This window comes from Microbacterium wangchenii, assembly GCF_004564355.1.
Classification (GTDB): domain Bacteria; phylum Actinomycetota; class Actinomycetes; order Actinomycetales; family Microbacteriaceae; genus Microbacterium; species Microbacterium wangchenii.
Window position 1 is genome coordinate 3,353,787 of the sequence record NZ_CP038266.1, and the last position, 22,738, is coordinate 3,376,524.

Sequence of the window (22,738 nt, forward strand, 5' to 3'; positions counted from 1 at the left end):
GCTCGGGTCAGAGGGCCAGGGTGCGCGCGAGGCGCGCACCCGCTTCGTGCAGCCACCGGGCCGGCTCGGCGAGCGCGGCGGCGGATGACCCAGCCAGGTCGGTGAGCGAAAGGGATGCCGCGAAGGCCGACGTGTCGGCATCCGCGGCGACTCGTCCGGCCACCAGTGCCGTGCGGCCAGGGGCGAGCGACGCGACGAAGGCGGGCACCTTGCCGGCCGCCGACTGCGCGTCGTAGGCCCCCTCGCCGGTCACCACGACGTCGGCCGTCGCCGCGGCCGCCGGCAGCCCGGTGAGGGCGGCGACGTGCCGCGCACCGGGGACGAGCTGCGCACCCCACACCGCGAGGCCCCAGCCCGTTCCGCCGGCGGCGCCCATCCCCGCCGCGGCGGCGACGACCGACGGCACGAGCGCCGACAGGCGCGCCAGGCCGGCATCGGCACGGGCGACTCCCGCGTCGTCGAGGCCCTTCTGCGGGCCGAACACCGCGGCGGCGCCCTGCGGGCCGAGCAGCGGATTCGTCACGTCCGTCAGCACCACGGCCCCGGCCGGTGGCAGGGGGCGCAGCCCGGTGAGATCGGCGGCGGCCACGGTGTCCAGGCCCGCCGCACCGGGGGCCACCGGATCGCCCGCCGCATCCGTGAACCGCGCGCCCAGCGCCGTGAGCATCCCGACGCCGCCGTCGGTGGAGGCGCTCGATCCGATCCCGAGGATCAGGCGGGTGACACCGGCGTCCAGCGCTGCGGCGAGAGCCTGCCCGAATCCGGTCGTCGACGCCGACTCCGGCAGCCGCCGGTCACCGAGCAGCTCGATTCCCGAGGTGTTCGCCAGCTCGCTGACGGCGCTGCCCACCGGCGCGTCGGGCGTCGGCGGAAGCAGGAGCCAGGACGCGACGATCCGCTCCCCGTCCGGCCCCGTCACGGTGACGGGGATGCGCTCCGCGCCGCGCACGGACGTCGCCACCGCATCGAGGGTGCCTTCTCCGCCGTCGGCCATGGGGCGCAGGACGAGGTCGTCGTGCGGGCGCACTGCGCGCCATCCCTCCGCCAGCGCCCGAGCCGCCGCGGCGGCGGGCAGCGTGCCCTTGAAGCTGTCGGGGGCCAGGACGACGCGACTCACGCGGTCGATGCTATCGGGGGTGCGGGGGCGGTCCGGAGCTCTCGCGCACGACGAGCTCGGCGGCGACGGTGATGGCGGCCGGCGGAGCATCCTCCTCGACCATCGCGAGCAGCGCCGTGAGCGCCTGCGCCCCGAGCGCGTCGAAGTCCTGTCGCATCGTCGTCAGCGGCGGCCGGTACTCCGCGGCGTCGACGACGTCGTCGAACCCCACGATCGCGACGTCGTCGGGGATGCGGCGCCCCGCGTCGGAGAGGGCGCGGATCGCCCCGAGTGCCATCTGGTCGTTTGCTGCGAAGACGGCGGTCGCGCCGGGGAGCGCGGATGCGGCGGCGTGCCCTGAGCGGGAGGTCCAGTCCCCGCGCGCCACCGGCGGGACCGGCGCGCCTGCTCTCCGCAGGGCGAGGAGCCACCCGCGCTCGCGTTCGACCGCGGCGTACGAGCCGCCCGGCCCCGCCAGGTGGTGCACCGTGACGTGACCGCGCGCGAGGAGGTGCCCGACGGCTGCCGCCGCCGCCTCGGCGTGATCGGTCTGGACGATCGTGAACCGCTCGTCCGTCGGCGAGTCGACGACCACGAGGCTCATGCCGGCGGGCGGTGCCACGTCGCGCAGGAGCGTCGTGGCCTCGTTGAGCACGATCGCACCGTCCACGCCCTGGTGCCGGAGGCGCGCGAGGGCATCGGCGATGGGATGCTGCGGCGTGAGGGTGACCACCGCGAGGGCGTAGTCGCGCAGGGCGGCCGCGACGGAGATGGCCTGCAGCATCCGGGAGTTGCCGACCGAGGCCAGCGTCGAGACGACGACCCCGACGGTCTGCGACCGGCCGGTGCGCAGGGCGCGGGCCGCCGCGTGGGGGCGGTACCCGAGGTCGCGCAGGGCCTGCTCGACGCGGGCGCGGGTGGCCGGATCCACGCGCGGGCTGCCGTTGACCACGCGCGACACCGTCTGCCCCGACACGCCGGCGCGGGCGGCGACGTCCGACATCGACACGCGCCGCGGCTGCGCCATCCGCCCTCCGTTCAGAATTCAGGAATGTTGACGTTACCACGGCCCCGGGATACCGTGTTGACGTGAACACGCCTGAGTTTTGGACGCCGGCGGATGCCGAGGCCGTGACGCTCGGCGCCGGCGTCGTGAAGCGCCCCACGCGCCTGGCCGACGGGCGCGAGCTCATCTACTACGACGACGCCGGGACGACCCTCCCGGCGGAACGCGCGGTCGACGCGCGCGTGCTCGATCCGCGGCCGGCGACCGCGACGATGCGCCAGGACGTGCTCACCGGCGACTGGATCTCCATCGCGGCGGCGCGGCAGAACCGCGCCTTCCTCCCGCCCGCGCACCTCGACCCCCTCGCCCCGCAGACGGCGGCGAACCCGTCCGAGATCCCCGACCGGTACGACGTCGCGGTCTTCGAGAACCGCTCACCCTCCTTCGGCCCGGCCCTGGCCGCCGCCACCGGCGACGCCCCCGCCGCCGAGGACGCGCCGCACGGGCTCGACGACCTCGCCGACCCGGGCCTCGGGCGCACGCGCACGTCGGTGGGCCGCTGCGAGGTCGTGTGCTTCAGCCCCGAGCACACCGGATCCTTCGGCACGCAGACCCCGACGCGCGCCCGCACCGTGATCGAGGCGTGGGCCGATCGCACCGCCGCCCTCTCGGCCCTCCCCGGCGTCGAGCAGGTCTTCCCGTTCGAGAACCGCGGCGAGGCGATCGGGGTGACGCTGCCGCATCCGCACGGGCAGATCTACGCCTACCCCTACATCACTCCACGCACGCAGCGGATGCTGGATGCCGCGGCGCGCACGTCCGACGACCTGTTCGCGCGCATCCTCGACTTCGAACAGGGCTCGGAGCGCATGGTGCTGCAGGGCGAGCACTGGAGCGCGTTCGTCCCCTTCGCCGCACGCTGGCCGATCGAGGTGCACCTCCTCCCCCACCGGCACGTGCCCGACCTGGCCGCCACCAGCGACGACGAACGCGCCGAGCTCGCTCCGCTGTACCTGCGGCTGCTGCGCGGGATCGACGCCCTGTACGACTCGCCCACGCCGTACATCGCGGCGTGGCATCAGGCACCCGTGCACGACGGCCGCGAGGCGGTGCGCCTGCACCTGCAGCTGACCTCGCCGCGGCGAGCCGCCGACAGGCTGAAGTTCCTCGCCGGATCCGAATCCGCGATGGGCGCCTGGATCGCCGACATCCCGCCGGAGACGCAGGCCGAGCGCCTGCGCGAGGCCCTCGCGACCGTGGCGGACCCGGCATGAGCGCCGCCACCGATCTCCTGGCCACCTTCACCGACCGGCCGGCCGCCGGGGAGTGGTCGGCGCCGGGACGGGTCAACCTCATCGGCGAGCACACCGACTACAACGACGGCTTCGTGCTGCCCTTCGCCATCGAGCACCGCACGTCGGCGGCCGTCGCCCTGCGCGAGGACGACATCATCCGGGTGGCGACGACATTCGCCGACGCGCCGGTCGAGGTCGCCCTCGCGGACCTGGACCACGCCATCGCCGCCGGCGGGCTGGACTGGGCGGCGTACCCGCTCGGGGTGGCGTGGGCCCTCCGTGCGGCAGCGCCCGGCGCCTCCCCGCGTGGGGTGGACATCGCCATCGCGTCGGATGTGCCGGTGGGCGCAGGGCTGTCGTCCTCCGCCGCGATCGAAGGCGCCGTGGCCGCCGCGCTCAGCGACGTGTGGGCCGCGGGCCTCGACCGCGTCGCACTGGCCCGGGTGGGCCGCACCGCCGAGAACGACGCCGTCGGCGCCCCCACCGGCATCATGGACCAGATGGCCACGATGCTCGGGGAGGCCGACGCCGCGACGTTCCTCGACTGCCGCTCGCTCGAGGCCCGGCCCGTCGACCTGGGCTTCACCCGCGAGGGGCTGCAGATCCTCGTCATCGACACGCTCGTCACCCACGCGCACGCCTCCGGCGGCTACGGCGAGCGCCGCGCGTCGTGCGAGGCCGGCGCCCGCGCGATGGGCGTGCCGGCGCTGCGCGACCTCACGGTCGATGATCTCCCCCGTGCCCAGCAGCAGCTGGACGAGGTGACCTTCCGGCGCGTGCGTCACATCGTGACGGAGAACCAGCGCGTGCTCGACACCGTCGCGACACTGGATGCGGACGGCCCGCGCGCGATCGGCGACCTCCTGACCGCGTCCCACGCCTCGATGCGCGACGACTTCGAGATCTCGGTGCCCGAGCTCGACCTCGCCGTCGAGACGGCTCTGAAAGCCGGAGCGCTGGGCGCGCGCATGACGGGCGGCGGCTTCGGCGGCGCCGCGATCGCGCTGCTGGATGCCGAGCGCGTCGACTCCGCTGCATCCGCCGTCGCCGCCGCGTTCGAGGCCGCCGGCTTCCGCGCCCCGCGGACGTTCACCGTCACGCCCTCCGCCGGCGCCCGCCGCGACGCGTGAGGACTCCGGAGGAGGAGGAGGAGGAAGGTACGAGGGGCCCGCGCACGGTGCAACCCCTGGGATCCGGGGGCCTCGGTCGTTAGCGTCGGAACCGGCCGGCAACGACCCCCGGCCGGAAGAGGTGTTCCGTGGCGTACGTGACCGTCGGGGCGGAGAACTCCGTCGAGATCCGCCTGTACTACACCGACCAGGGCTCGGGGCAGCCGGTCGTGCTGATCCACGGGTTCCCGCTCAACGGCGAGTCGTGGGGCAAGCAGCAGGCCGCGCTCCTGGACGCCGGATACCGCGTCATCGCGTACGACCGGCGCGGCTTCGGGATGTCGACCAAGGCCGGCAGCGGGTACGACTACGACACCTTCGCGGCAGACCTCGACGTGCTGCTGACCCACCTCGGCCTGGAGGACGTCGTCCTCGTGGGCTTCTCGATGGGCACCGGCGAGATCGCCCGGTACCTGTCCGCCTACGGCAGCGAGCGCGTCGCCCGCGTCGCCTTCCTCGGATCACTGGAGCCGTTCCTGCTGAAGACGGACGACAACCCCGACGGCGCCGGCGGACAGGACTTCTTCGACGGAATCGCCGCGTCGGTGCGCGCCGACCGCTACGCGTTCGTCAGCGGCTTCTTCCGGGACTTCTACAACCTCGACGACACCCTCGGCACCCGCATCTCGCAGGAGGCGCTGGACGCGAGCATCGAGGTGGCCAACACCGCCGGCAACGCCGCCATCGCTGCCGCTCCCCTGACGTGGCCGACCGACTTCCGCGGCGACATCGCCGCCATCGACGTGCCCGCGCTCATCGTGCATGGCACCGCCGACAACATCCTGCCCATCGACGCGACCGGTCGACGCTTCCGCGACCTCGTCCCCGCCGCCCAGTACGTCGAGATCGAGGGCGCCCCGCACGGGATGCTGTGGACCCACGGCGACGAGATCAACGAGGTGCTGCTGGCCTTCCTGCGCGCCTGATCGACCGGGCCTCCGCCCTCACGCGGCGGCGGCGGTGAGTTCGCTCAGCAGCGCCGCGTCGGGCCGCACGCCCGCGCGCTCGATCTGGCGGGCCAGGTGCACCACAGCGTCGTTCACGGGGGTGGCGACGCCCTGTCGCCGGCCCTCCGCGGCGACGAGGCCGTTGAGGTCGTCCACCTCGGCGTGCCGCCCCTTCGTCCAGTCCTGCAGCACCGTGGTGGTCGCCCCGGGGACCACGAAACCCGCGAAGAGCTTGTCGGTCATGGTCTCCACGACGCGCGAGCGATCGGCGACCTCGTCGGGGGTGAGTCCGAAGATCGGCAGGACGGGGTGCCCCACGGCTGCACCGACCTCGAGCGCCTCGTTGCCGGCGGCGATCATGACGGCGCGGAATCCCGGAGTGTGCAGCGCGTCGAGCATCGGCAGGCCCAGGATCGCCGAGGTCGCCAGCAGCGTGGCGTTGCTCACGAGCTTCATCCACTTGGCCGCCTCGATGTCGTCCACGCTCGCCACCGTGCCGGCGCAGCGCAGGAGCGCGGCGATGTCCTCCACGCGGTCGGCCGGGCCGCCCGGCAGCGCTCCCACCGCGAACCAGGAACGCGACACCGGCGTGTGGCGGTGCACGATGCCGGGCTCATCCATCGTGGCCGAGCACTCGATCACGGCGCCCATCGTGCGCCGCGGGCCGACGGCGTCCTGCACCGTGCGCGTGGTCATCCCGTTCTGCACGCCCGCCATCAGACCGTCGGCGGCGAGGTAGGGCCTCAGCATCCGCGCCGCCCACGCGGTGTCGTAGGCCTTCATGAGCACCAGGACGACGTCGAACGGCCCGGTGAGCTCGGCCACCTCGCACAGGTTGATCACGTGCGGCCGCACATGCAGGTCGCCGTCGGGCGAGATCACGTGCAGGCCGTCCGCGCGCATGGCCTCCACGTGCGCGGGCCACTGCTCGATCAGGGTGACGTCATGGTCGGCGGTGAGGAGGTCGGCCCCCACCGAGGCTCCGTTGGCACCGGCGCCGAGCACCGCGATCCGTGGACGAACCATGACGACCTCTTCCCACGCTGGACAGCCGCACTTTACATCACGGCACCGCGGTTCCGGGATACCCTGAGCACGGCGCATCCACGCGCCCCGGATGTAAACCTCCGCTGAACAGCTCGACACCGCTCGACACCGCTCGACAAGAGAAGAGAAGAGAAGGGCCCATGATCCTGCACATCGCCGCCTTCCGGTGGAAGGACGACGTCACCGAGGCCGACGTCACCGCCCTCACCGAGGCGCTCCTGACGATGGCCGCCGGCATCCCGGAGCTCCGCTCCTACGTCGCTGCCCCCAACCTCCATCTGCGCCCGGCCGGCTTCGACTACGGCGTGGCGGCGGTCGTGGACGACCAGGCCGGGCTCGACGCCTACCTGGATTCCCCCGAGCACCTCGCGGCATACGAGAACTTCATCGGCCGGATGCTCGCCGAGCGCGCCGCCGTCCAGCTGCCGATCGCGGAGGGCTCCTTGCGATGACCGGCATGCTCGCCGCCGTGCTCCACGGCGTGGGCGATCTGCGCGTCGAGACGAGGCCGGTCCCCGACCCCGGCCCCGGCGAGGTGCTCGTGCGGATCGACGCGTGCGGAGTCTGCGGCAGCGACGCGACGGAGTTCGGGCGGAATCTCGTCCTCGCCGACCCGCCCGTCACGCTCGGTCACGAGTTCGTCGGCACGGTGCACAGCGTGGGCGAAGGAGTGGACGGACTGTCCGCCGGCGCGGTCGTCGTGTGCGGCGCGGGGATCGCATGCGGGAGGTGCAAGCCGTGCCGCGAGGGTCGCACCAACCTGTGCCGGTCGTACACGACGATCGGCTTCCACCACGACGGCGGCCTGGCCGGATACGTCGTGGCCCCCGCCGGGATCCTCCTCGACGTCACCGACGCGGGCCTGACCACCGACACGCTCGCGCTGACCCAGCCGATGGCGATCGGGGTGCATGCCGTCCGCCGCAGCGGATTGCGGGCGGGGCAGGATGCGGTGGTGATCGGTGCCGGCGGCATCGGCACGTTCATCACGATCGCCGCCGCCGCCACCGGCGCCCGGGTGCTGGTCGTCGACCCCAATCAGGACCGCCTCGACCTCGCACAGGAACTGGGCGCGAGCGCAGGGCTGCGCACGGGCGGTGCGAGCCTGTCCGACACGCTGGCGGAACTCGGCATGGATGCCGACGTCTTCTTCGAGGTGAGCGGATCGGCATCGGGCCTGACCGCCCTCCTGGACGCCGCCCGGCCCGGATCCACGATCGTCCCCGTCGGGATCCAGCGTGGCGAGCCCGCACTGGCGCTGGGGTCGTGGACGCTGCGGGAGTACACGATCATCGGCACCGTCGCCCACGTGTTCGCCTCCGACTTCCCCGAGGCCGTGCGGCTGCTGGGCACGCGCGAGGACTGGTCCGGCATCGCCGGCGACGTCATCCCCCTCGCCGATGTCGCCGACCTCGCGCTGACGCCGCTGCTGGAGGGCCGCTCGACGCGCATCAAATCCCTCGTCGACCCGTGGGCGACCTCCGTGCGCCCGGCCCGTCACGGCCGCCGCTGACTCAGCCCAGGTCGTCCATCGCCCGCAGGACGTCCACCGCGGAGGCCGGTCCCACCGCGTCGACGGCTTCCCCACCCCCGCCCGGAGCATCGGGCAGCGAGCGGTTCTGCTGGCGACGGCCCACGACGAACCACACGCCGCGGGCGACCGCGTCGGAGCGGTTGGAGTACAAATGTGGGCGCACCGAGTCGAACTGCAGCGAGTCGCCGGCGTGCAGGACGTGCGTCTCGAAGTCGAGGTGGACGGTGAGCTCGCCCTCGAGGAGGTAGGCGTACTCGACCCCGGCGTGACGCATGAGCTTGCCCTCCACCGAGCTGCTGGCGCCGGGCTCATAGGTGACAAGGAGCGCATCGGCCGGTCCGCCGGCGCCGGCGGCCAGGCGCTCCCAGCGCACGCCGTTCTCCATCTCGATCACCGGGTTCTCCGCGGCGCGCTGCACGTCGGGAAGGGGAGGGCCGGAGTGGCCGAACATCGGCGCGGCCGCCGGCCGGGCCGACGGGATGCCGAGGAGATCGTCGAGCGAGACGCCGAGGTGGCTCGCGAGGGCGTACAGCGTCGCGACCGAGGGCTGGGTCTTGCCGATCTCGACCTGGGAGATGAGGCTGGCCGAGACCCCGACTGCCTGGGCGACGCTGCGCAGGCTCAGTCCGCGCTCGGTCCGGGCCGCGCGGATGCGTTCACCCAGGTGTTCCGGCATGCTGCCGCCTTCCGTGTCGGTTCGCCGGGAGGCGGCGAGCCCTGCGGTCATTCTAGATCGGCCGCCTTCCCGACCTGTGCAGTGACGGTCGACTCCGCTTCCCCACCGGCGACCCTTTTCCGCGCGGACGCCACCTTCCCGCGGCGATCCGTGGCGCCGGTGTTAAGCTCAGCTTCACGCGCGTGCAGCCTGACCGCCACCACCAGCGACCGAGGAGGACTCGATGAAGAGCACCGGCACGACCGGCACCAACGGCGTCGACTGGGAGGAGCGGGTCGATTTCGGGCGTCTGCGGGACGCGCGGTTGGCCCGCCTGAAGGCGCAGCTGGACACCTCCGATCTCGGCGCCGTGCTCGCGTTCGACTTCTCCAACATCCGCTACATGAGCGCCACGCACATCGGCACGTGGGCGATGGACAAGCTGATCCGCTTCGCCCTGCTCACCCGCAGTACCGACCCGATCGTGTGGGACTTCGGCTCGGCCGCCAAGCACCACCAGCTCTACAATCCGTGGCTGGACACCACCACGGCCGAGTTGGATGCCGACCCCAGCGCCCCGCACGAGGGCGCCAAGCGCCCGCGCCTGGAATCCGGTGCGCGCGCGGGCATCTCCACACTGCGCGGCGCCTTCCCGCCCGACGCCGGGATCGCCGAGGGCGTGGCGAAGAAGATCAAGCGCGAGCTGGAGAAGTTCGGGGTTGCCGACCAGCCCCTGGGCGTCGACGTCATCGAGCTGCCGATCCTGTTCGCCCTCCAGAAGGAGGGCATCCAGGTCGTCGACGGCCAGCAGGTGTTCATGGAGGCTCGCCGCGTGAAGACCCCCGACGAGATCCGCCTGCTCACCCAGGCCGCGTCGATGGTGGATGCGGCGTACGAGGAGCTGTACCGGTTCCTGCGCCCGGGCGTCCGCGAGAACGAGGCGGTGGGGCTGGTCGCCAAGACGCTGTACGACCTGGGCTCCGAGTACGTCGAGGGGGTCAACGCCATCTCCGGAGAGCGCTGCTCGCCGCATCCGCATGTCTTCTCCGATCGCCTCATCCGCCCCGGCGACCCGGCCTTCTTCGACATCCTGCACAGCTGGAACGGCTATCGCACGTGCTACTACCGCACCTTCGCGGTGGGTTCGGCCAGCTCCGCGCAGCGCGACGCGTACACGCGCGCCCGGGAGTACATGGACCGTGCGATCGCGCTGGTCAAACCCGGCGCGACCACCGCCGACATCGTCAAGGTGTGGCCCACGGCGCAGGAGTTCGGCTTCGCCGACGAGGAGGCCGCGTTCGCCCTGCAGTACGGTCACGGCGTGGGGCTGTCGATCTGGGAAAAGCCGATCTTCTCGCGTCTGACGTCCCTGGACCACCCCGAGGTGCTGCAGGAGGGCAACGTGTTCGCGCTGGAGACGTACTGGCCCTCCGCCGACGGGTGGGGCGCCGCGCGCATCGAGGAGGAGCTCGTCGTCACCGCCGACGGGTGCGAGGTCATCACCAAGTTCCCCGCCGAGGAGCTCCTCGTCGCCGGTCGGCGGTACTACGCCGTCGACGGACCACTGAACCTCCAACGCGACGCGCAGTCGCACCGGAACACGACATGGGGGCGCGGAGAAGCGTGAGCACCGTCGGATTCCTCGGCCTCGGGAAGATGGGGCGCGGCATGGCCGCGCGCCTGGTCGACGCCGGCCACGACGTGCGCGTGTGGAATCGGTCGACCGGTCCGGTGGATGACCTCGTCGACCGCGGCGCAACGGCGGCGAGCGTCCCGGAGGCCCTCGCCGCCGACGTCTCGTTCTCGATGCTCGCCAACGACGAGGCGGTGCAGGAGGTGCTGACCCCCGCCGCCCTGGCGTCGGCATCCGGCCGCATCCACGTCGTGATGGCCTCCATCTCCCCCGCACTGGCCGATCGCCTGGAGCACCACTTCGCCGAGGCGGGCGCCGGCTACGTCGCCGCCCCCGTGCTGGGACGACCGGAGGTCGCCGCCGCCGGGCAGCTCCACATCCTCGCCGCCGGCCCTGCGGACAGAGTCCAGGCCGTCCTGCCCTACCTGGAGGCGATGGGCAAGCGCGTGTGGCGACTGGGCGAGACCGCGTCGGCGGCGAACGCCGTCAAGGTGGCCGTCAACTACAACATCATCCACGCGATGCAGGCGATCGGCGAGTCGGTCGCGATGACCGAGCGGCTGGGCGTTCCGGCCGAGGAGTTCACCGAGCTGCTGGCGCAGACGCTGTTCGGTGGCGTCGTCTACGGCGGGTACGGCAGGATCATCGCCGAGGAGTCGTATCACCCGCCGGGGTTCCACATGGGGCTCGGCCGCAAGGACCTCGGGCTCGCGGAGGAGGTCGCCGCCTCCGTCGGGGTGAGCCCCGCGACTCTCCCCGGCCTCATCCGGGTCTTCGAGGCGGCGCTGGCGGACGCGGATCTGCAGGACGCGGACTGGAGCGCGATCGCCGAGGTCTCCCGCCGCGACCTCCTCTGACGCGGCTGGGGGCGCCCTCGAAAGTGACACTGGACAGAGCTGTCCAGTGGTGCTTACTGTGAACCCCAGGTCGACCCGCACGACGGCAGTCGAGCAGCGGTGCGCGAGGTCGCGCACCGCGGGGCGGGCCACCCGACGGCAATCAAGGAGGATGAACGTCTCATGCCCGGTACTCCCGCTCCACAGCCCGGCCAGCCCATCGTGATCCGCGACGCCATCGTGCTGACGATGGATGACGCGCACACCGTGATCCCCGAAGGCGACGTGCTCGTCGTCGACGGGCGGATCGCCGAGGTCGGCGTCGACCTCGCCGCACCCGAGGTCGCCTTCGAGATCGCCGCGAAGGGCGGCATCGTGATGCCCGGCATGGTGGACACCCACCGCCACATGTGGCAGTCCGCCATGCGCGCGTACGGCGCCGATTGGACCCTCACGCAGTACTTCGTCTGGTACTATCTCGAGCACGGCATGAAGTTCCGCCCCCAGGACGTCGGAGCGGGGAACCGCATCTCGGCGCTGGATGCCATCGAGTCCGGCATCACCACGAGCCTGGACTGGTCGCACGGCCTGCGCACCCCCGACCACGGCGAGGCGGCCCTGGAGGCGCTGGCCGGATCACCCGGGCGGTTCGTGCTGGCCTACGGCAACCTCGCCGGCGCGCCGTGGGAATGGACGCAGGACCCGGCCGTCCGCCGGGTCATCGAGCGGGCGCGTGATGACTCGCGCATGTTCGGCGCGCAGCTGGCCTTCGACGTGCCCGGCGATGAGGGCTTCCCCGAGCGTGCGGCGTTCCAGGCGGCCCGCGATCTGGGCGTCTCGGTCACGACGCACGCGGGGGTGTGGGGGGCCACCGGCGACAACGGCATCCGGCTCATGTACGACAACGGCGCCATGACGCCCGGGACGGTCTACGTCCACGCGGCCACCCTCAGCGACGAGTCGTACCAGATGATCGCCGCCACCGGCGGGACGGTCTCGCTGGCGACCGAGAGCGAGCAGACGTGCGGCCAGGGCTATCCCCCGGCCCACGCGCTGCGGCGGCACGGCATCGGCGCGTCCCTGTCGGTGGACACCAGCGTGTGGTTCAGCGCCGACATGTTCTCCGCGATGCGCACCACGATCGGCGCCGACCGCGCGCTGGAGCACTACATCGCCCATGAGAAGGGCGACACCGTCACCCACGCCACGATCCGCGTCGAGGAGGTCGTGGACTGGGCCACCCGCGGAGGGGCCAAGGCGCTGGGCAAGTGGGATGAGATCGGGAGCCTGGAGGCGGGCAAGCTCGCCGACGTCGTCCTCGTCCACAACCCCGACTCCCCCACGATGGTGCCGATCCTCAACCCCTACGGCCACCTCGTCTACCAGGCCGGACGCGGCGACGTGCACACGGTGCTGGTGGGAGGCAAGCCGGTGAAGTTCGACGGCAAGCTCGTGGCCGGCGACCTCGCCGGCGTGCGCACGCAGCTGGAGGACACCATCGAGTACCTGCGCCGCGAACTCGGCGACGAGGACTGGCGCTCGGGCATGAATCCGGACATCCCGGAGAAGGAGATCCTGTCCAACCCGTATCAGTACCGGCGCGAGACCGAGCCGTCGCACTGAGGCGGGGGTCAGGGGGCGAAGGCCCTGTGCACGAGCGCCCGCACGCGGCGGGCGACCTCGGTGCGCGCGGCCGGCTCGGCTCGGGCGAGCTCGGTGGCCAGCATCCCGGCGACCAGGACGACGTCCTCGGTGTCCACGTGCGCCCCGATCCGCCCGGCAGCGCGCTCGCGTGCGACGACGCGGTCCACGAGGGCGCGGAACCGCTCCCCTAGATGCCGCACCGTCGGGTCCTGGCGATGGGAGGTGGTCAGTTCGATGAAGGCGGAGGAGGGCAGCGCCTGCGCCACGATGGCGTCGAACAGGTCGGCCAGGTGCGCATCCTCCGGCGCGGCGAGCGCCTCCAGTTCGGCCACGTTCTCCTCGAACACGGCGGCGGCCAGGGCGATGCGGTCGGGGAAGTGGCGGTACAGACTCCCCTGCCCGACGCCGGCCCGGCGGGCGACGGCGGAGAAGGGCGCGCCGGGGCCGCTCTCGGCGTACACCTCGCGGGCGGCGGCGAGCAGGGCACGCCGATTCCCCGGGCCCGCGACAGGCCCGCGATTGCGCTTCGGCGGGACTTCCGGACTGCGCGACATCGGCGTAATCTTAATACCGGACAGGATTGTCCGGTAGGTCGGTAGGAGGAGAAGAACCATGGGATACACCGGAGCCCCGCTCAGCGGCGACTCATCCATCGCCACGTGGCTCGACGACCCGGTGGGCGGCGCGATCCTGCGCGATCTGCTCGCCCAGGGCGGTCAGACGCCGGAGGTCTTCAAGCCCGTGCGCCGCCTCGCGATCAAGCGGCTCGTGAAGATGAGCCGCGGAGCGTTCACGCAGGAGATGCTCGACGATCTCATCCGCCGTGCCGCCGCCGGCGACGTCCCGGCCGGCACCGACGCTCCGGCGGCCGACGCTCCGGCGGCCCCCGAGGGCGCATCCGCGGCGAACGCTCCGGTCTCGGGTGAGGCCGTCGCGCTGCGCGAGTGGACCGAACGCATCGACTCCGGCCGCTTCTCCGGCCGCACCGTCATCGTCACCGGCGCAGGATCCGGCATCGGCCGGGCCGCCGCATCCCGGATCGCCCGCGAGGGCGGTCGGGTCATCGCCGTGGACATGTCGAAGGAGCGCCTCGACGAGGTCGTCGCCGAGCACGCCGGAACCGGCATGGAGGCCGTCGTGGCCGACATCACCGACGACGAGGCCGTCGCACGCATCGTCGCCGCTGCCGGAGACACCATCGACGGATTGGCGAACATCGCCGGGATCATGGACGACATGACCCCCGTCGCCGAGATGAGCGACGCGGTGTGGCAGCGGGTGTTCCGCGTGAACGTCGACGGCACGATGAAGCTCATGCGCGCGGTCATCCCGATCATGCTCGCCCAGGGCGGCGGGTCGATCGTGAACACCGCCTCCGAGGCGGCGCTGCGCGGTTCCGCCGCCGGTGCGGCGTACACGGCGTCCAAGCACGCCGTGGTGGGTCTGACCAAGAGTTCCGCGTTCATGTACGGACCCTCCGGCGTGCGCGTGAACGCGGTGGCTCCGGGCGCGACGATCACCAACATCCAGGCGACGTTCGCCTCCCCCCTGGGCGCCGAGCGCGTGCAGACCGCGATGGCCTCGATGCCGGATGCGGCCGAAGCCGAAGCCGTCGCCGCGTCCATCACGTTCCTGCTCAGCGATGACGGCGTCAACGTCAACGGCGTCGTGCTCGCCAGCGACGGAGGCTGGTCGGCCGCCTGACAGCGAGGAGAATGCGCACATGACCACATCCGGCGAACCCGTCGTCCGCACCCGCAAGGGCGCCCTACGCGGGATCGCCCGCGAAGGTTCCACGGCGTTCCTGGGCATCCCGTACGCCCAGGCGCCCGTGGGCGCGCTCCGCTTCGCCGCCCCTGTGCCGCCCGAGCCGTGGGAGGGCGTGCGCGACGCCACCACCCACGGCCCCACCCCCCAGCGCGGCGACGCCGGCACCACCCTCATCCCCGAGCCGAGCGTCCCGGGCGAGGCGACGCTGAACGTCAACGTCTTCACCCCTGCCGCGGACCCCGACGCCGGGCTGCCGGTGCTCGTATACCTGCACGGCGGCGGGTACGTCTCGGGGTCGCCGGCGAGCCCGTGGTACGACGGCGCCGCGTTCGCGCGCGACGGCGTGGTGACGGTCACCCTCTCCTACCGCCTGGGATTCGACGGGTTCGGGGTGATCGAAGACGCCCCCGGGAACCGTGCGGTGCGCGACTGGCTGGCCGCCCTGAGGTGGGTGCAGGATGAGATCCACGCGTTCGGCGGCGACCCCGCAAAGGTGACCCTCGCCGGACAGAGCGCCGGCGGCGGCGCCGTCCTCACACTGCTCTCGATGCCCGCCGCGCGCGGACTGTTCCGGGCGGCGCTGGCCATCTCCCCCGCCCTCACCGACATCGGCTCCGAGCGCGCCGCGGCGATCACGCGGCGCCTGGCCGCCGCCGCCGGTGTTCCCGCCACCCGCGAGGGATTCGCCACCGTTCCCGAGGAACGGCTGTTCGCTCTGCAGGAGAAGGCCGGGCAGCCTGAGACGGGCGGCCGGCTCGGCATCCTCACCTCGCTGCTGAACGAGGGCCTTCCGTGGGGGCCCGTGATCGACGGCGACATCATCCCCGAGCCGGTGCTCCAGGCGCTCGCGCGCGGCGAGGGGAGCGACGTCCCCCTCGTTCTCGGCACGACCGACGACGAGTTCACGATGGCCACCGACCGCGCCCGTGGCGTGCTGGGCTTCCTGCCGGTCGAGATCGTACTGGCCACCCTGGGCCTCCGCGGTGCCCGGCAGCGCGCCTACCTCCGGGCCAACCGCGCCCAGCGGCGCAAGGGCAACGCGGCCGTGCTGGGCCGATACGCCACCGACCTGGTCTTCCGCGCCGACATCCCGCGGGTCGCCGCGGCACGCGGCACCTCCCCCACGTGGGTGTACCGGTTCGGATGGGTCTCCCCCGTGATCGGCTGGGCCTGCCATTGCCTGGACGTGCCCTTCTGGTTCGACTGCCTGGATGCGCCCGGCGTGGCGGCCATCGCGGGCGACGCCCCGCCCCGAGGGCTGGCCGATGCCCTGCACTCGAGCGCCGTGGCGTTCGTGCGGGACGGCGCGCCGGGCTGGGAGGCGTGGTCACAGCGCCCCGGCACGACGCGCGTGTTCGGCGGCCCGCCGTCCGAACCCGACGTCCTCCACGACGGGTACGCCTCCGTCATGGCCCTGCACTGACCGCCCAGGGCTCTGACGCGCCCAGGGTCCTGACGCGCTGAGGGCGCCGCGCGCTACGGTTGCGGCGACGACCGGGATCCGGTGGCAGGGGGTGCGTGATGCCGCAGGGCGCAGGCAGGTTCCACACCGGGTGGCATTCGGGGACCCGCGTGGGCGTGACCTTCCTCCTCTTGGTCGTCGTCACCGCCGCGACCGGACTGGGCGGATCGTGGCTGGTCGCCCCGGCGCTCGGCTGGACCGTCGCGTCGGCCACCTACTGCCTGTGGGTGGCGATCGCCGTGCTGCCGATGGACGCCGCCGCGACGGCCGAGCACGCCACGAGGGAAGACCCCACGCGCGCCGTCGCCCACACGCTCCTGATCCTCGCGAGCATCGCGAGCTTCGGGGCCATCGGTCTCCTCGTGCTCGAGTCGGGACGGGTGCGGGGGGCCGGGGCTGTGGCGCTGGGTGCGGCGGCCCTGGTCACCGTCGCCGCGTCGTGGTTCCTCATCCAGATCCTGTTCACCCTGCGGTACGCGGAGACCTACTATGCCGCCGGGGGCACCGGCATCGACTTCAATCAGACAGACCCGCCCCGCTACCACGACTTCTCGTATCTCGCCTTCACGCTGGGGATGACCTACCAGGTGTCCGATACGGCGCTGACGAGCACGCCGATGCGCCGCCAGGCCCTGCGGCACGCGCTGCTGTCGTTCGTCTGGGGTGTCGTCGTGCTCGCGACGAGCCTCAACCTCATCGTCAACCTGGCCTCATGAGCGCGACCGCGTCGTGCTGCAGCCCGAGGGGCCGGCACGTCAAGGCCCCCCGCGATGACGGCGGTCATGGAGAGGATCGGAGTGCTCGCGGAATCCCCCGCGAGTGATCCCAGAGAGAGGAGCCCTCGCATGATGGACGGATTCGACGGGAAGGTCGCCCTGGTCACGGGCGCGGCATCCGGAATCGGCCGGGCCGTGGCGCTCGAACTCGCCGGCAACGGCGCGAAGGTGGTCGCCGTCGACCTCAAGGACGGCCCCACCCAGAGCATCGTCGACGAGATCGCCGCCGCCGGGGGCTCGGCCATCGCCGCGCCGGCCGACGTCGCGGACGCCCGCCAGGTCAAGGCCGGCGTGGACGCGGCGGTCGAGGCCTTCGGCGGGCTGCACCTGGCATTCAACAACGCCGGCATCGGCGGGCCGCAGGGCCTGCTCGGCGACTACGACGACAGCGACGACTTCGCCGCCTACCAGCGCCTCATCGACATCAACCTCAACTCCGTGTACTACGGCATGCGGTACGAGATCCCCGCCATCATCGCCGCCGGCGGCGGGGCGATCGTGAACACGTCGTCCATCCTCGGCATCGTGGGCGAGCCGACCGCCGCGCCCTACAGCGCCGCCAAGCACGGGGTCGCAGGCATGACGAAGTCAGCGGGCGCCGCCTACGCCGCGCAGGGCGTGCGGATCAACTCGGTGCACCCGGGCTACATCGACACCCCGCTGCTGGAGGCGCTCCCGAAGGAGGCGTACGAGGCGCTCGTGCAGAAGCATCCGATCGGTCGCCTGGGCACCGCCGAGGAGGTGGCGCACCTCGTCGTCTTCCTGCTCAGCGACCGGGCCTCCTTCATCAACGGCTCGCAGTACCTGATCGACGGCGGCTACACCGCCGTGTGACCTGTAGCGCCGCGTCGGAGGGCGGCGCTATGGTCCCGGCATGACCGAGGACGAGATCGCCGCCTGGCTGAGGGACAGTGACCCGACCCTGCGCTGGCAGGTGGAGCGCGACCTCGATTCCGCGCCGGAATCGGTGTGGCACGAGACCCGGTCCCGCGTCGCGACCGAGGGCCATGGCGCCGCCCTCCTGGCACGGCAGGACGAAGACGGGCAATGGGCGGGGGGCGCGTACTTCCCCGCCCACGTGTCACCGGACGAGCCGGGGCAGCCATGGACGGCCACGACCTGGTCGCTCAACGCCCTGCGGGAGTGGGGCGTCCCGCCGGACGCGCTGCGCCCGGACACCGCTGGTCTGCTCGATCGCAACGCGCGATGGGAGTACGACGACCTTCCCTACTGGGGCGGCGAGGTCGACGCGTGCATCAACGGGTACACCCTCGCCAACGGCGGATGGCTGGGAGCCGACGTCAGCCCGATCGCGGCGTGGCTCGTCGGACACCGCCTGGCCGACGGCGGCTGGAACTGCGAGTGGGTCGAGGGGGCCACCCGGTCCTCCTTCCACTCCACGCTCAACGCGCTGGTGGGGATCCTCGATTTCGAGGAGCGCACCGGGGGGACCCCGGAGCTGACGGCGGCACGCCAGGGCGCACAGGAGTATCTCCTCGAGCGGGGGCTCCTGCGGCGGCGCTCCACGGGCGAGACCCACGCGCCGTGGGCCACGCACTTCGCGTATCCGTACCGCTGGTTCTACAGCGTCCTGCGCGCTGCCGACTACTTCCGCGCAGCGTCGCTGCACGACGGCGTCCGGCCCGACGAGCGCATGGCCGAGGCGATCGCCCTCATCCGCGACGCCCGCGATGCCGACGGCACGTGGCACCAGCAGCTGCGTCATGAAGGGCGCACATGGTTCGAAGTCGACGTCCCGCCCGGCCAACCGTCTCGGTGGCTCACCTTCCACGCCCTGCGCGTCCTGGAGTGGTGGGATGCCGCGCACCGGCCCGCGCGGGTGTGATGACGTGCGACGCTGAGACATGCGCATCGCACTGACCGGCTCATCCGGCAAGCTCGGCACCGTCGTCGAGCGGGAACTCCGCGCCGCCGGGCACGACGTCGTCGCCCTCGACGCCGTCGGGCCGCGCCGACCGGGATTCGTCCAGCTCGACCTGGCCGACTACGGCCAGGTGATCGACGCGCTCGGCGGAGCCGGCGACGACCGCGCTCCCGTCGATGCCGTCGTGCACCTCGCCGCGATCCCCGCCCCCGGCCTGCGCCCGGATGTGGCGACGTTCCACAACAACATGACGGCGACCTTCAACGTCTTCTGGGCGGCGGTGCGCACCGGCGTGCGGCGCATCGTGTACGCCTCCAGCGAGACGGTGCTCGGCCTTCCCTTCGACGTCCCTCCGCCCTACATCCCGGTGGACGAGGAGTATCCCGCGCGTCCGGAGTCGGTGTACTCCCTCGTCAAGCACCTCGAGGAGCAGCTCGCGATCGAGCTCGTGCGGTGGCATCCCGACCTCTCGATCACCGCCCTGCGCTTCTCGAACGTCATGGTCCCCGCCGACTACGCCGAGTTCCCCTCCTTCGACGCCGACCCGCAGACGCGCAAGTGGAACCTGTGGGGCTACATCGACGCGCGCGACGGCGCCCACGCGATCGAGCGTGCGCTGGAGGTGGCCCCGGCCGGATTCGACCGGTTCATCATCGCCGCCGCCGACACCGTCATGAGCCGGCCGAACGCCGAGCTGGTCGCGGAGGTCTTCCCCGACGTGCCGGTGCACGGCGACCTCGGCGAGCACGACACGCTGCTGTCGATCGACAAGGCCCGGCGCCTCCTCGGCTACGCGCCTCGCCACTCGTGGCGCGACGCCTGACCCCTCACGCCAGCTGGGGGATGACCTCGCGCTCGAACAGTTCGACGCCCGAGCGGTCGTAGGCCGCTTCCGGGAAGTAGTGGATGGCGTAGCCCAGCCCTCGGGCGGCACGATCGGCGAGGCGTCCGGCCACCTGGTCCGGCGTTCCGACGGCCGCCGATCCGCGATAGTCGCGCTCGATCACGGCGGCGCGCTCGGCACCGACGAACGGCGTGAGGCGCGCGATGACCGCGGCGAGGCGGTCCTCCACCTCCGCCTCGGTCGCCGCGACGATCGTGTTGAAGTTCGAAGACCGCGTGATCGTGTGGAAGTCGCGCCCGAGCGCGTCGCAGTGCCCGCGCAGCACCTGCGACTTGTGATCGAACTCCTCCGGCGACCCGCCGAAGTTGGTGTACGACGCATACTGCGCCGCGATCTTCAGCGTGACCTTCTCCCCGCCGCCGGCGATCCAGAGCGGGATGCCCCGCTCCTGCAGCGGCAGTGGCTGAACGATGGCTCCGTCCACCGCGTAGTACTTCCCCTCGAGCGTGGCCGACCCCGTCGTCCACGCCTGGTGCATGATCTCCACGCCCTCGCGCAGCCGCCCGAGCCGCTCGGCGATCGGCGGGAACCCGTATCCGTACGCGCGCCACTCGTGCTCGTACCATCCGCCGCCGATGCCCATCTCGGTGCGCCCGCCCGAGACGATGTCGACCGTCGCGGCGACCTTGGCCAGGTAGGCGGGGTTGCGGTAGCTCATGCACGTGCACATCTGCCCGAGGCGGATGCGGTCGGTGGAGGCGGCGAACGCCGACATGAGCGTCCACGCTTCGTGCGTGGCCTCCGCACTGGCGACCGGCGTGGTGTGGAAGTGGTCGTAGACCCACAGCGACTCCCAGGGCCCCGCGTCGGCGGCCTGCGCGAGCCCGCGCATCGTGCTCCAGTGCTGTGCCGGGTCGATGCCGACGAGGTCGAAGCGCCAGCCCTGGGGGATGAAGAGTCCGAATCGCATGCCCTCAGCCTAGAGAGCGTCCCGCCCTCCCCGGCGCCACGCGCTCTCCGCGCCGCGCCGGCATCCGCCCCATCCCACGTCCGCGCCAGTTTCGCGCAACTGCGCCATTTCTTACTGGCGCGATTGCACCGAACTGGCGCGAACAGGGGAAACCTCGGCGGCGGGGGCGACCGCGGCTGCGGCGGCGGCCCCGGTATCGACGACCTCGGCGTGCGGGATCCGCGCGCGCATGACCGCGATCGCCTCGGGGTTGTCATCGACGAGCACGGCGTGGCGACCGAGGGCGCTGGCCACCGCGCCGGTCGTGCCGCTGCCGGCGAAGAGGTCGAGCACGGAGTCGCCCGGGCGGCTGGAGGCCTGCACGATGCGCCGCAGGATGCCCTCGGGCTTCTGCGTCGGATACCCGGTCTTCTCGCGGCCCGACGTCGGCACGATCGTGTGCCACCACACGTCGGTGGGCAGTTTGCCGCGCGCGGCCTTCTCGGGTGTGACGAGCCCGGGCGCCATGTACGGCTCGCGGTCCACCGCATCCGAGTCGAACCAGTACCGCTGGGGATCCTTCACGTACACCAGGATCGTGTCGTGCTTCGTGGGCCAGCGGCGCCGCGACTTGGCGCCGTAGTCGTAGGCCCACACGATCTCGTTGAGGAACCGCTCGCGACCGAACAGCGCGTCCAGGAGCACCTTGGCGTAGTGGGCCTCGCGGTAGTCCAGGTGCACGTACAGCGTGCCGTCGGGTGCGAGCAGGCGCCACGCCTCCCGCAGGCGCGGCTCCAGGAACCCCCAGTAGTCGTCGAACCGGTCGTCGTAGATGCGCAGGTCGCCCCGCAGCTTGTCGTACTCCCGTCCCCGGAACCCGAACCGCGGACCCATCGGCATGAGCCCGTCCTCGCCCGCCGCCGCACCCGGTCCCGCGGCATCCCCGGGCCCGGCGTCGACACGGTCGAGGGGGAGCATGGTCTCCACCGCGCGGGCCCGCGAGCGGCCGGTGTTGAACGGCGGATCCAGGTAGACGAGGGTGAAGGCGGCGTCCGGCAGCGACCTCGCCACCCCGAGGTTGTCGCCGGCGTGGATGCGGACAGACCCGGCGGGCCCCTCGGCCGCGCCGCCGCGGGGGCTCACGGGACGCGCTGCAGCCACGCGTCGGTGGCGAACTTCGAGGTCACCAGAGCCTCGGCCTCGGCGTATTCCTCTTCCGTGATGTGACCCGGCACGGCGCCGTACAGCTTCGTGAAGGTCTCGATGAACCGCTCGATGATGGCCTCCCGCGGCAGGCCGGTCTGGCTGCGCAGCGGATCCACCCGCTTGGCCGCGGACTGCGTGCCCTTGTCGCTGAGCTTCTCGCGCCCGATGCGCAGCACGTCCGTGAGCATCTGGCCGTCCATGTCGTAGCTGAGCGTCGCGTGGTGCAGCACGCCGCCGTTGGCGAGGCGCTTCTGCGCCGCGCCGCCGATCTTGCCGTGCGGGGAGGCGATGTCGTTCAGCGGCTGGTAGGTCGCCTCGATCCCGAGGGAGCGCAGCGCCTGCAGCACCCAGTCGTCGAGGAAGGCGTACGAGTCGGCGAAGGTCATCCCCGCCACGAGGGATGCGGGGACGTACAGGGAGTACGTCACGATCGAGTTGGCCGCCATGAGCATCGCGCCGCCGCCGGAGATGCGGCGGACGACGTCGAATCCGTGACGTGCGGCCCCGGCGGGGTCGACCTCGTTGCGCACAGACTGGAACGACCCGATCACGACCGCGTTCTCGTTCCACTCCCACAGCCGCAGCGTCGGATTGCGCCGGCCGTCGCCCACGCGCGTGGTGAGCACTTCGTCCAGGGCCAGGTTCATGAGGGGCGACACCGGCTCGTCGTGCACGACCTCCCACGAGAAGTCGCTCCACCCGGGGGCGGTGATGAGCGCCCGGCGCACCGCGGTGCCGACCGCTTCCGGCGTGAACCCCAGCAGCTGAGCGCCCTCGGGCAGTGCCGCCCGGATGGCTGCCGCGATGGTGGCCACGTCGGATTCCACCGGCAGTCCGTTCACGGCCGCGTCGATGTCGTCGAGCGCCGAGTCCGGTTCGAGGAAGAAGTCGCCGGCGAGGTGGAACCCGCCGATGCGTCCGTCGTGGTCTTCGAGGTCGACCACGACCAGCTTGCCGCCGGGCACCTTGTATTCGCCGTGCATG

22 protein-coding genes are annotated in these 22,738 nt (G+C 72.3%); 14 read left to right on the forward strand and 8 right to left on the reverse strand.

All coding sequences use genetic code 11. From position 1 onward, the window contains the following. Nucleotides 1-7: 7 nt before the first annotated feature. A complete protein-coding gene (locus E4K62_RS16330) occupies nucleotides 8-1,117 on the reverse strand; it encodes a glycerate kinase (RefSeq protein ID WP_135069418.1) in 1,110 nt (369 codons plus the stop codon). A gap of 10 nt (nucleotides 1,118-1,127) precedes the next feature. Next, nucleotides 1,128-2,123: a LacI family DNA-binding transcriptional regulator gene (locus tag E4K62_RS16335; RefSeq protein WP_135069421.1), complete on the reverse strand. Its 996-nt coding sequence runs from the start codon at nucleotides 2,121-2,123 to the stop codon at nucleotides 1,128-1,130. Between the two features lie 62 nt (nucleotides 2,124-2,185). Here E4K62_RS16335 and galT point away from each other — a divergent pair, with 62 nt between their 5' ends. The 3 genes from galT (at nucleotide 2,186) to E4K62_RS16350 (ending at nucleotide 5,492) form a co-directional block, all read left to right on the forward strand. After that, nucleotides 2,186-3,376, forward strand: coding sequence for a galactose-1-phosphate uridylyltransferase (gene galT / locus E4K62_RS16340; protein ID WP_135069424.1), 1,191 nt, complete (start codon nucleotides 2,186-2,188; stop codon nucleotides 3,374-3,376). After that, nucleotides 3,373-4,527, forward strand: a complete 1,155-nt coding sequence (gene galK / locus E4K62_RS16345; RefSeq protein ID WP_135069427.1) for a galactokinase — start codon at nucleotides 3,373-3,375, stop codon at nucleotides 4,525-4,527. The genes galT and galK overlap by 4 nt, the downstream gene beginning before the upstream one ends. 128 nt (nucleotides 4,528-4,655) lie before the next feature. Then, complete coding sequence (locus E4K62_RS16350; RefSeq protein ID WP_135069430.1) at nucleotides 4,656-5,492, forward strand: alpha/beta fold hydrolase; 837 nt, start codon at nucleotides 4,656-4,658, stop codon at nucleotides 5,490-5,492. Nucleotides 5,493-5,510: 18 nt separating this feature from the next. On the opposite strand, the gene E4K62_RS16355 is transcribed toward E4K62_RS16350, so the two are convergent. After that, on the reverse strand, nucleotides 5,511-6,539 hold the full coding sequence (locus E4K62_RS16355) for a ketopantoate reductase family protein (RefSeq protein ID WP_135069433.1): 1,029 nt from the start codon (nucleotides 6,537-6,539) through the stop codon (nucleotides 5,511-5,513). 161 nt (nucleotides 6,540-6,700) lie between these two features. On the opposite strand from E4K62_RS16355, the gene E4K62_RS16360 reads away from it, so the two are divergent. Together E4K62_RS16360 and E4K62_RS16365 are read left to right on the forward strand one after the other, a co-directional pair. After that, the gene (locus E4K62_RS16360) at nucleotides 6,701-7,012 is read left to right on the forward strand and encodes a Dabb family protein (protein ID WP_135069436.1); all 312 of its coding nucleotides are present in this window, start codon (nucleotides 6,701-6,703) and stop codon (nucleotides 7,010-7,012) included. Beyond that, on the forward strand, nucleotides 7,009-8,073 hold the full coding sequence (locus tag E4K62_RS16365; protein ID WP_135069439.1) for a zinc-dependent alcohol dehydrogenase: 1,065 nt from the start codon (nucleotides 7,009-7,011) through the stop codon (nucleotides 8,071-8,073). The genes E4K62_RS16360 and E4K62_RS16365 overlap by 4 nt, the downstream gene beginning before the upstream one ends. A gap of 1 nt (nucleotide 8,074) precedes the next feature. On the opposite strand, the gene E4K62_RS16370 is transcribed toward E4K62_RS16365, so the two are convergent. Then, nucleotides 8,075-8,770 carry a helix-turn-helix domain-containing protein gene (locus E4K62_RS16370; protein WP_135069442.1) on the reverse strand — a complete coding sequence of 232 codons (696 nt, stop codon included), beginning with the start codon at nucleotides 8,768-8,770 and terminating at the stop codon, nucleotides 8,075-8,077. Between the two features lie 223 nt (nucleotides 8,771-8,993). Here E4K62_RS16370 and E4K62_RS16375 point away from each other — a divergent pair, with 223 nt between their 5' ends. From E4K62_RS16375 to E4K62_RS16385, 3 genes are all read left to right on the forward strand, one after another. Then, nucleotides 8,994-10,376 (forward strand): M24 family metallopeptidase, encoded by a 1,383-nt coding sequence (locus E4K62_RS16375; protein ID WP_135069445.1) that lies wholly within the window; start codon nucleotides 8,994-8,996, stop codon nucleotides 10,374-10,376. Then, complete coding sequence (locus tag E4K62_RS16380; protein WP_135069448.1) at nucleotides 10,373-11,239, forward strand: NAD(P)-dependent oxidoreductase; 867 nt, start codon at nucleotides 10,373-10,375, stop codon at nucleotides 11,237-11,239. Before E4K62_RS16375 ends, E4K62_RS16380 begins: the two co-directional genes overlap by 4 nt. A gap of 162 nt (nucleotides 11,240-11,401) precedes the next feature. Next, nucleotides 11,402-12,841 carry an amidohydrolase family protein gene (locus E4K62_RS16385; RefSeq protein ID WP_135069451.1) on the forward strand — a complete coding sequence of 480 codons (1,440 nt, stop codon included), beginning with the start codon at nucleotides 11,402-11,404 and terminating at the stop codon, nucleotides 12,839-12,841. Nucleotides 12,842-12,849: 8 nt separating this feature from the next. Here the strand turns inward: E4K62_RS16385 and E4K62_RS16390 are convergent, their stop codons facing one another. Then, entirely contained in the window at nucleotides 12,850-13,416 is a 567-nt protein-coding gene (locus tag E4K62_RS16390; RefSeq protein WP_135069454.1) for a TetR/AcrR family transcriptional regulator, read from the reverse strand. A 58-nt stretch (nucleotides 13,417-13,474) separates the two neighbouring features. On the opposite strand from E4K62_RS16390, the gene E4K62_RS16395 reads away from it, so the two are divergent. The 6 genes from E4K62_RS16395 (at nucleotide 13,475) to E4K62_RS16420 (ending at nucleotide 19,578) form a co-directional block, all read left to right on the forward strand. Further along, nucleotides 13,475-14,566 carry an SDR family NAD(P)-dependent oxidoreductase gene (locus E4K62_RS16395; protein WP_135069457.1) on the forward strand — a complete coding sequence of 364 codons (1,092 nt, stop codon included), beginning with the start codon at nucleotides 13,475-13,477 and terminating at the stop codon, nucleotides 14,564-14,566. A 19-nt stretch (nucleotides 14,567-14,585) separates the two neighbouring features. Further along, a complete protein-coding gene (locus E4K62_RS16400) occupies nucleotides 14,586-16,055 on the forward strand; it encodes a carboxylesterase/lipase family protein (RefSeq protein WP_135069460.1) in 1,470 nt (489 codons plus the stop codon). 98 nt (nucleotides 16,056-16,153) lie between these two features. Continuing rightward, entirely contained in the window at nucleotides 16,154-16,810 is a 657-nt protein-coding gene (locus E4K62_RS16405) for a DUF1345 domain-containing protein (protein WP_135069463.1), read from the forward strand. A gap of 129 nt (nucleotides 16,811-16,939) precedes the next feature. After that, nucleotides 16,940-17,704, forward strand: a complete 765-nt coding sequence (locus E4K62_RS16410; protein ID WP_135069466.1) for an SDR family NAD(P)-dependent oxidoreductase — start codon at nucleotides 16,940-16,942, stop codon at nucleotides 17,702-17,704. Nucleotides 17,705-17,744: 40 nt separating this feature from the next. Beyond that, nucleotides 17,745-18,716 (forward strand): squalene cyclase, encoded by a 972-nt coding sequence (locus E4K62_RS16415; protein ID WP_135069469.1) that lies wholly within the window; start codon nucleotides 17,745-17,747, stop codon nucleotides 18,714-18,716. A gap of 19 nt (nucleotides 18,717-18,735) precedes the next feature. Continuing rightward, complete coding sequence (locus tag E4K62_RS16420; RefSeq protein ID WP_135069472.1) at nucleotides 18,736-19,578, forward strand: NAD-dependent epimerase/dehydratase family protein; 843 nt, start codon at nucleotides 18,736-18,738, stop codon at nucleotides 19,576-19,578. 4 nt (nucleotides 19,579-19,582) lie between these two features. On the opposite strand, the gene E4K62_RS16425 is transcribed toward E4K62_RS16420, so the two are convergent. From E4K62_RS16425 to E4K62_RS16435, 3 genes are all read right to left on the reverse strand, one after another. Continuing rightward, on the reverse strand, nucleotides 19,583-20,569 hold the full coding sequence (locus tag E4K62_RS16425; protein ID WP_135069475.1) for an LLM class F420-dependent oxidoreductase: 987 nt from the start codon (nucleotides 20,567-20,569) through the stop codon (nucleotides 19,583-19,585). 111 nt (nucleotides 20,570-20,680) lie between these two features. Continuing rightward, nucleotides 20,681-21,691, reverse strand: coding sequence for a DNA-methyltransferase (locus E4K62_RS16430; RefSeq protein ID WP_240742910.1), 1,011 nt, complete (start codon nucleotides 21,689-21,691; stop codon nucleotides 20,681-20,683). Beyond that, nucleotides 21,688-22,737 (reverse strand): lipoate-protein ligase LplAB, encoded by a 1,050-nt coding sequence (locus E4K62_RS16435; protein ID WP_135069481.1) that lies wholly within the window; start codon nucleotides 22,735-22,737, stop codon nucleotides 21,688-21,690. Before E4K62_RS16435 ends, E4K62_RS16430 begins: the two co-directional genes overlap by 4 nt. Nucleotide 22,738: the final 1 nt, after the last annotated feature.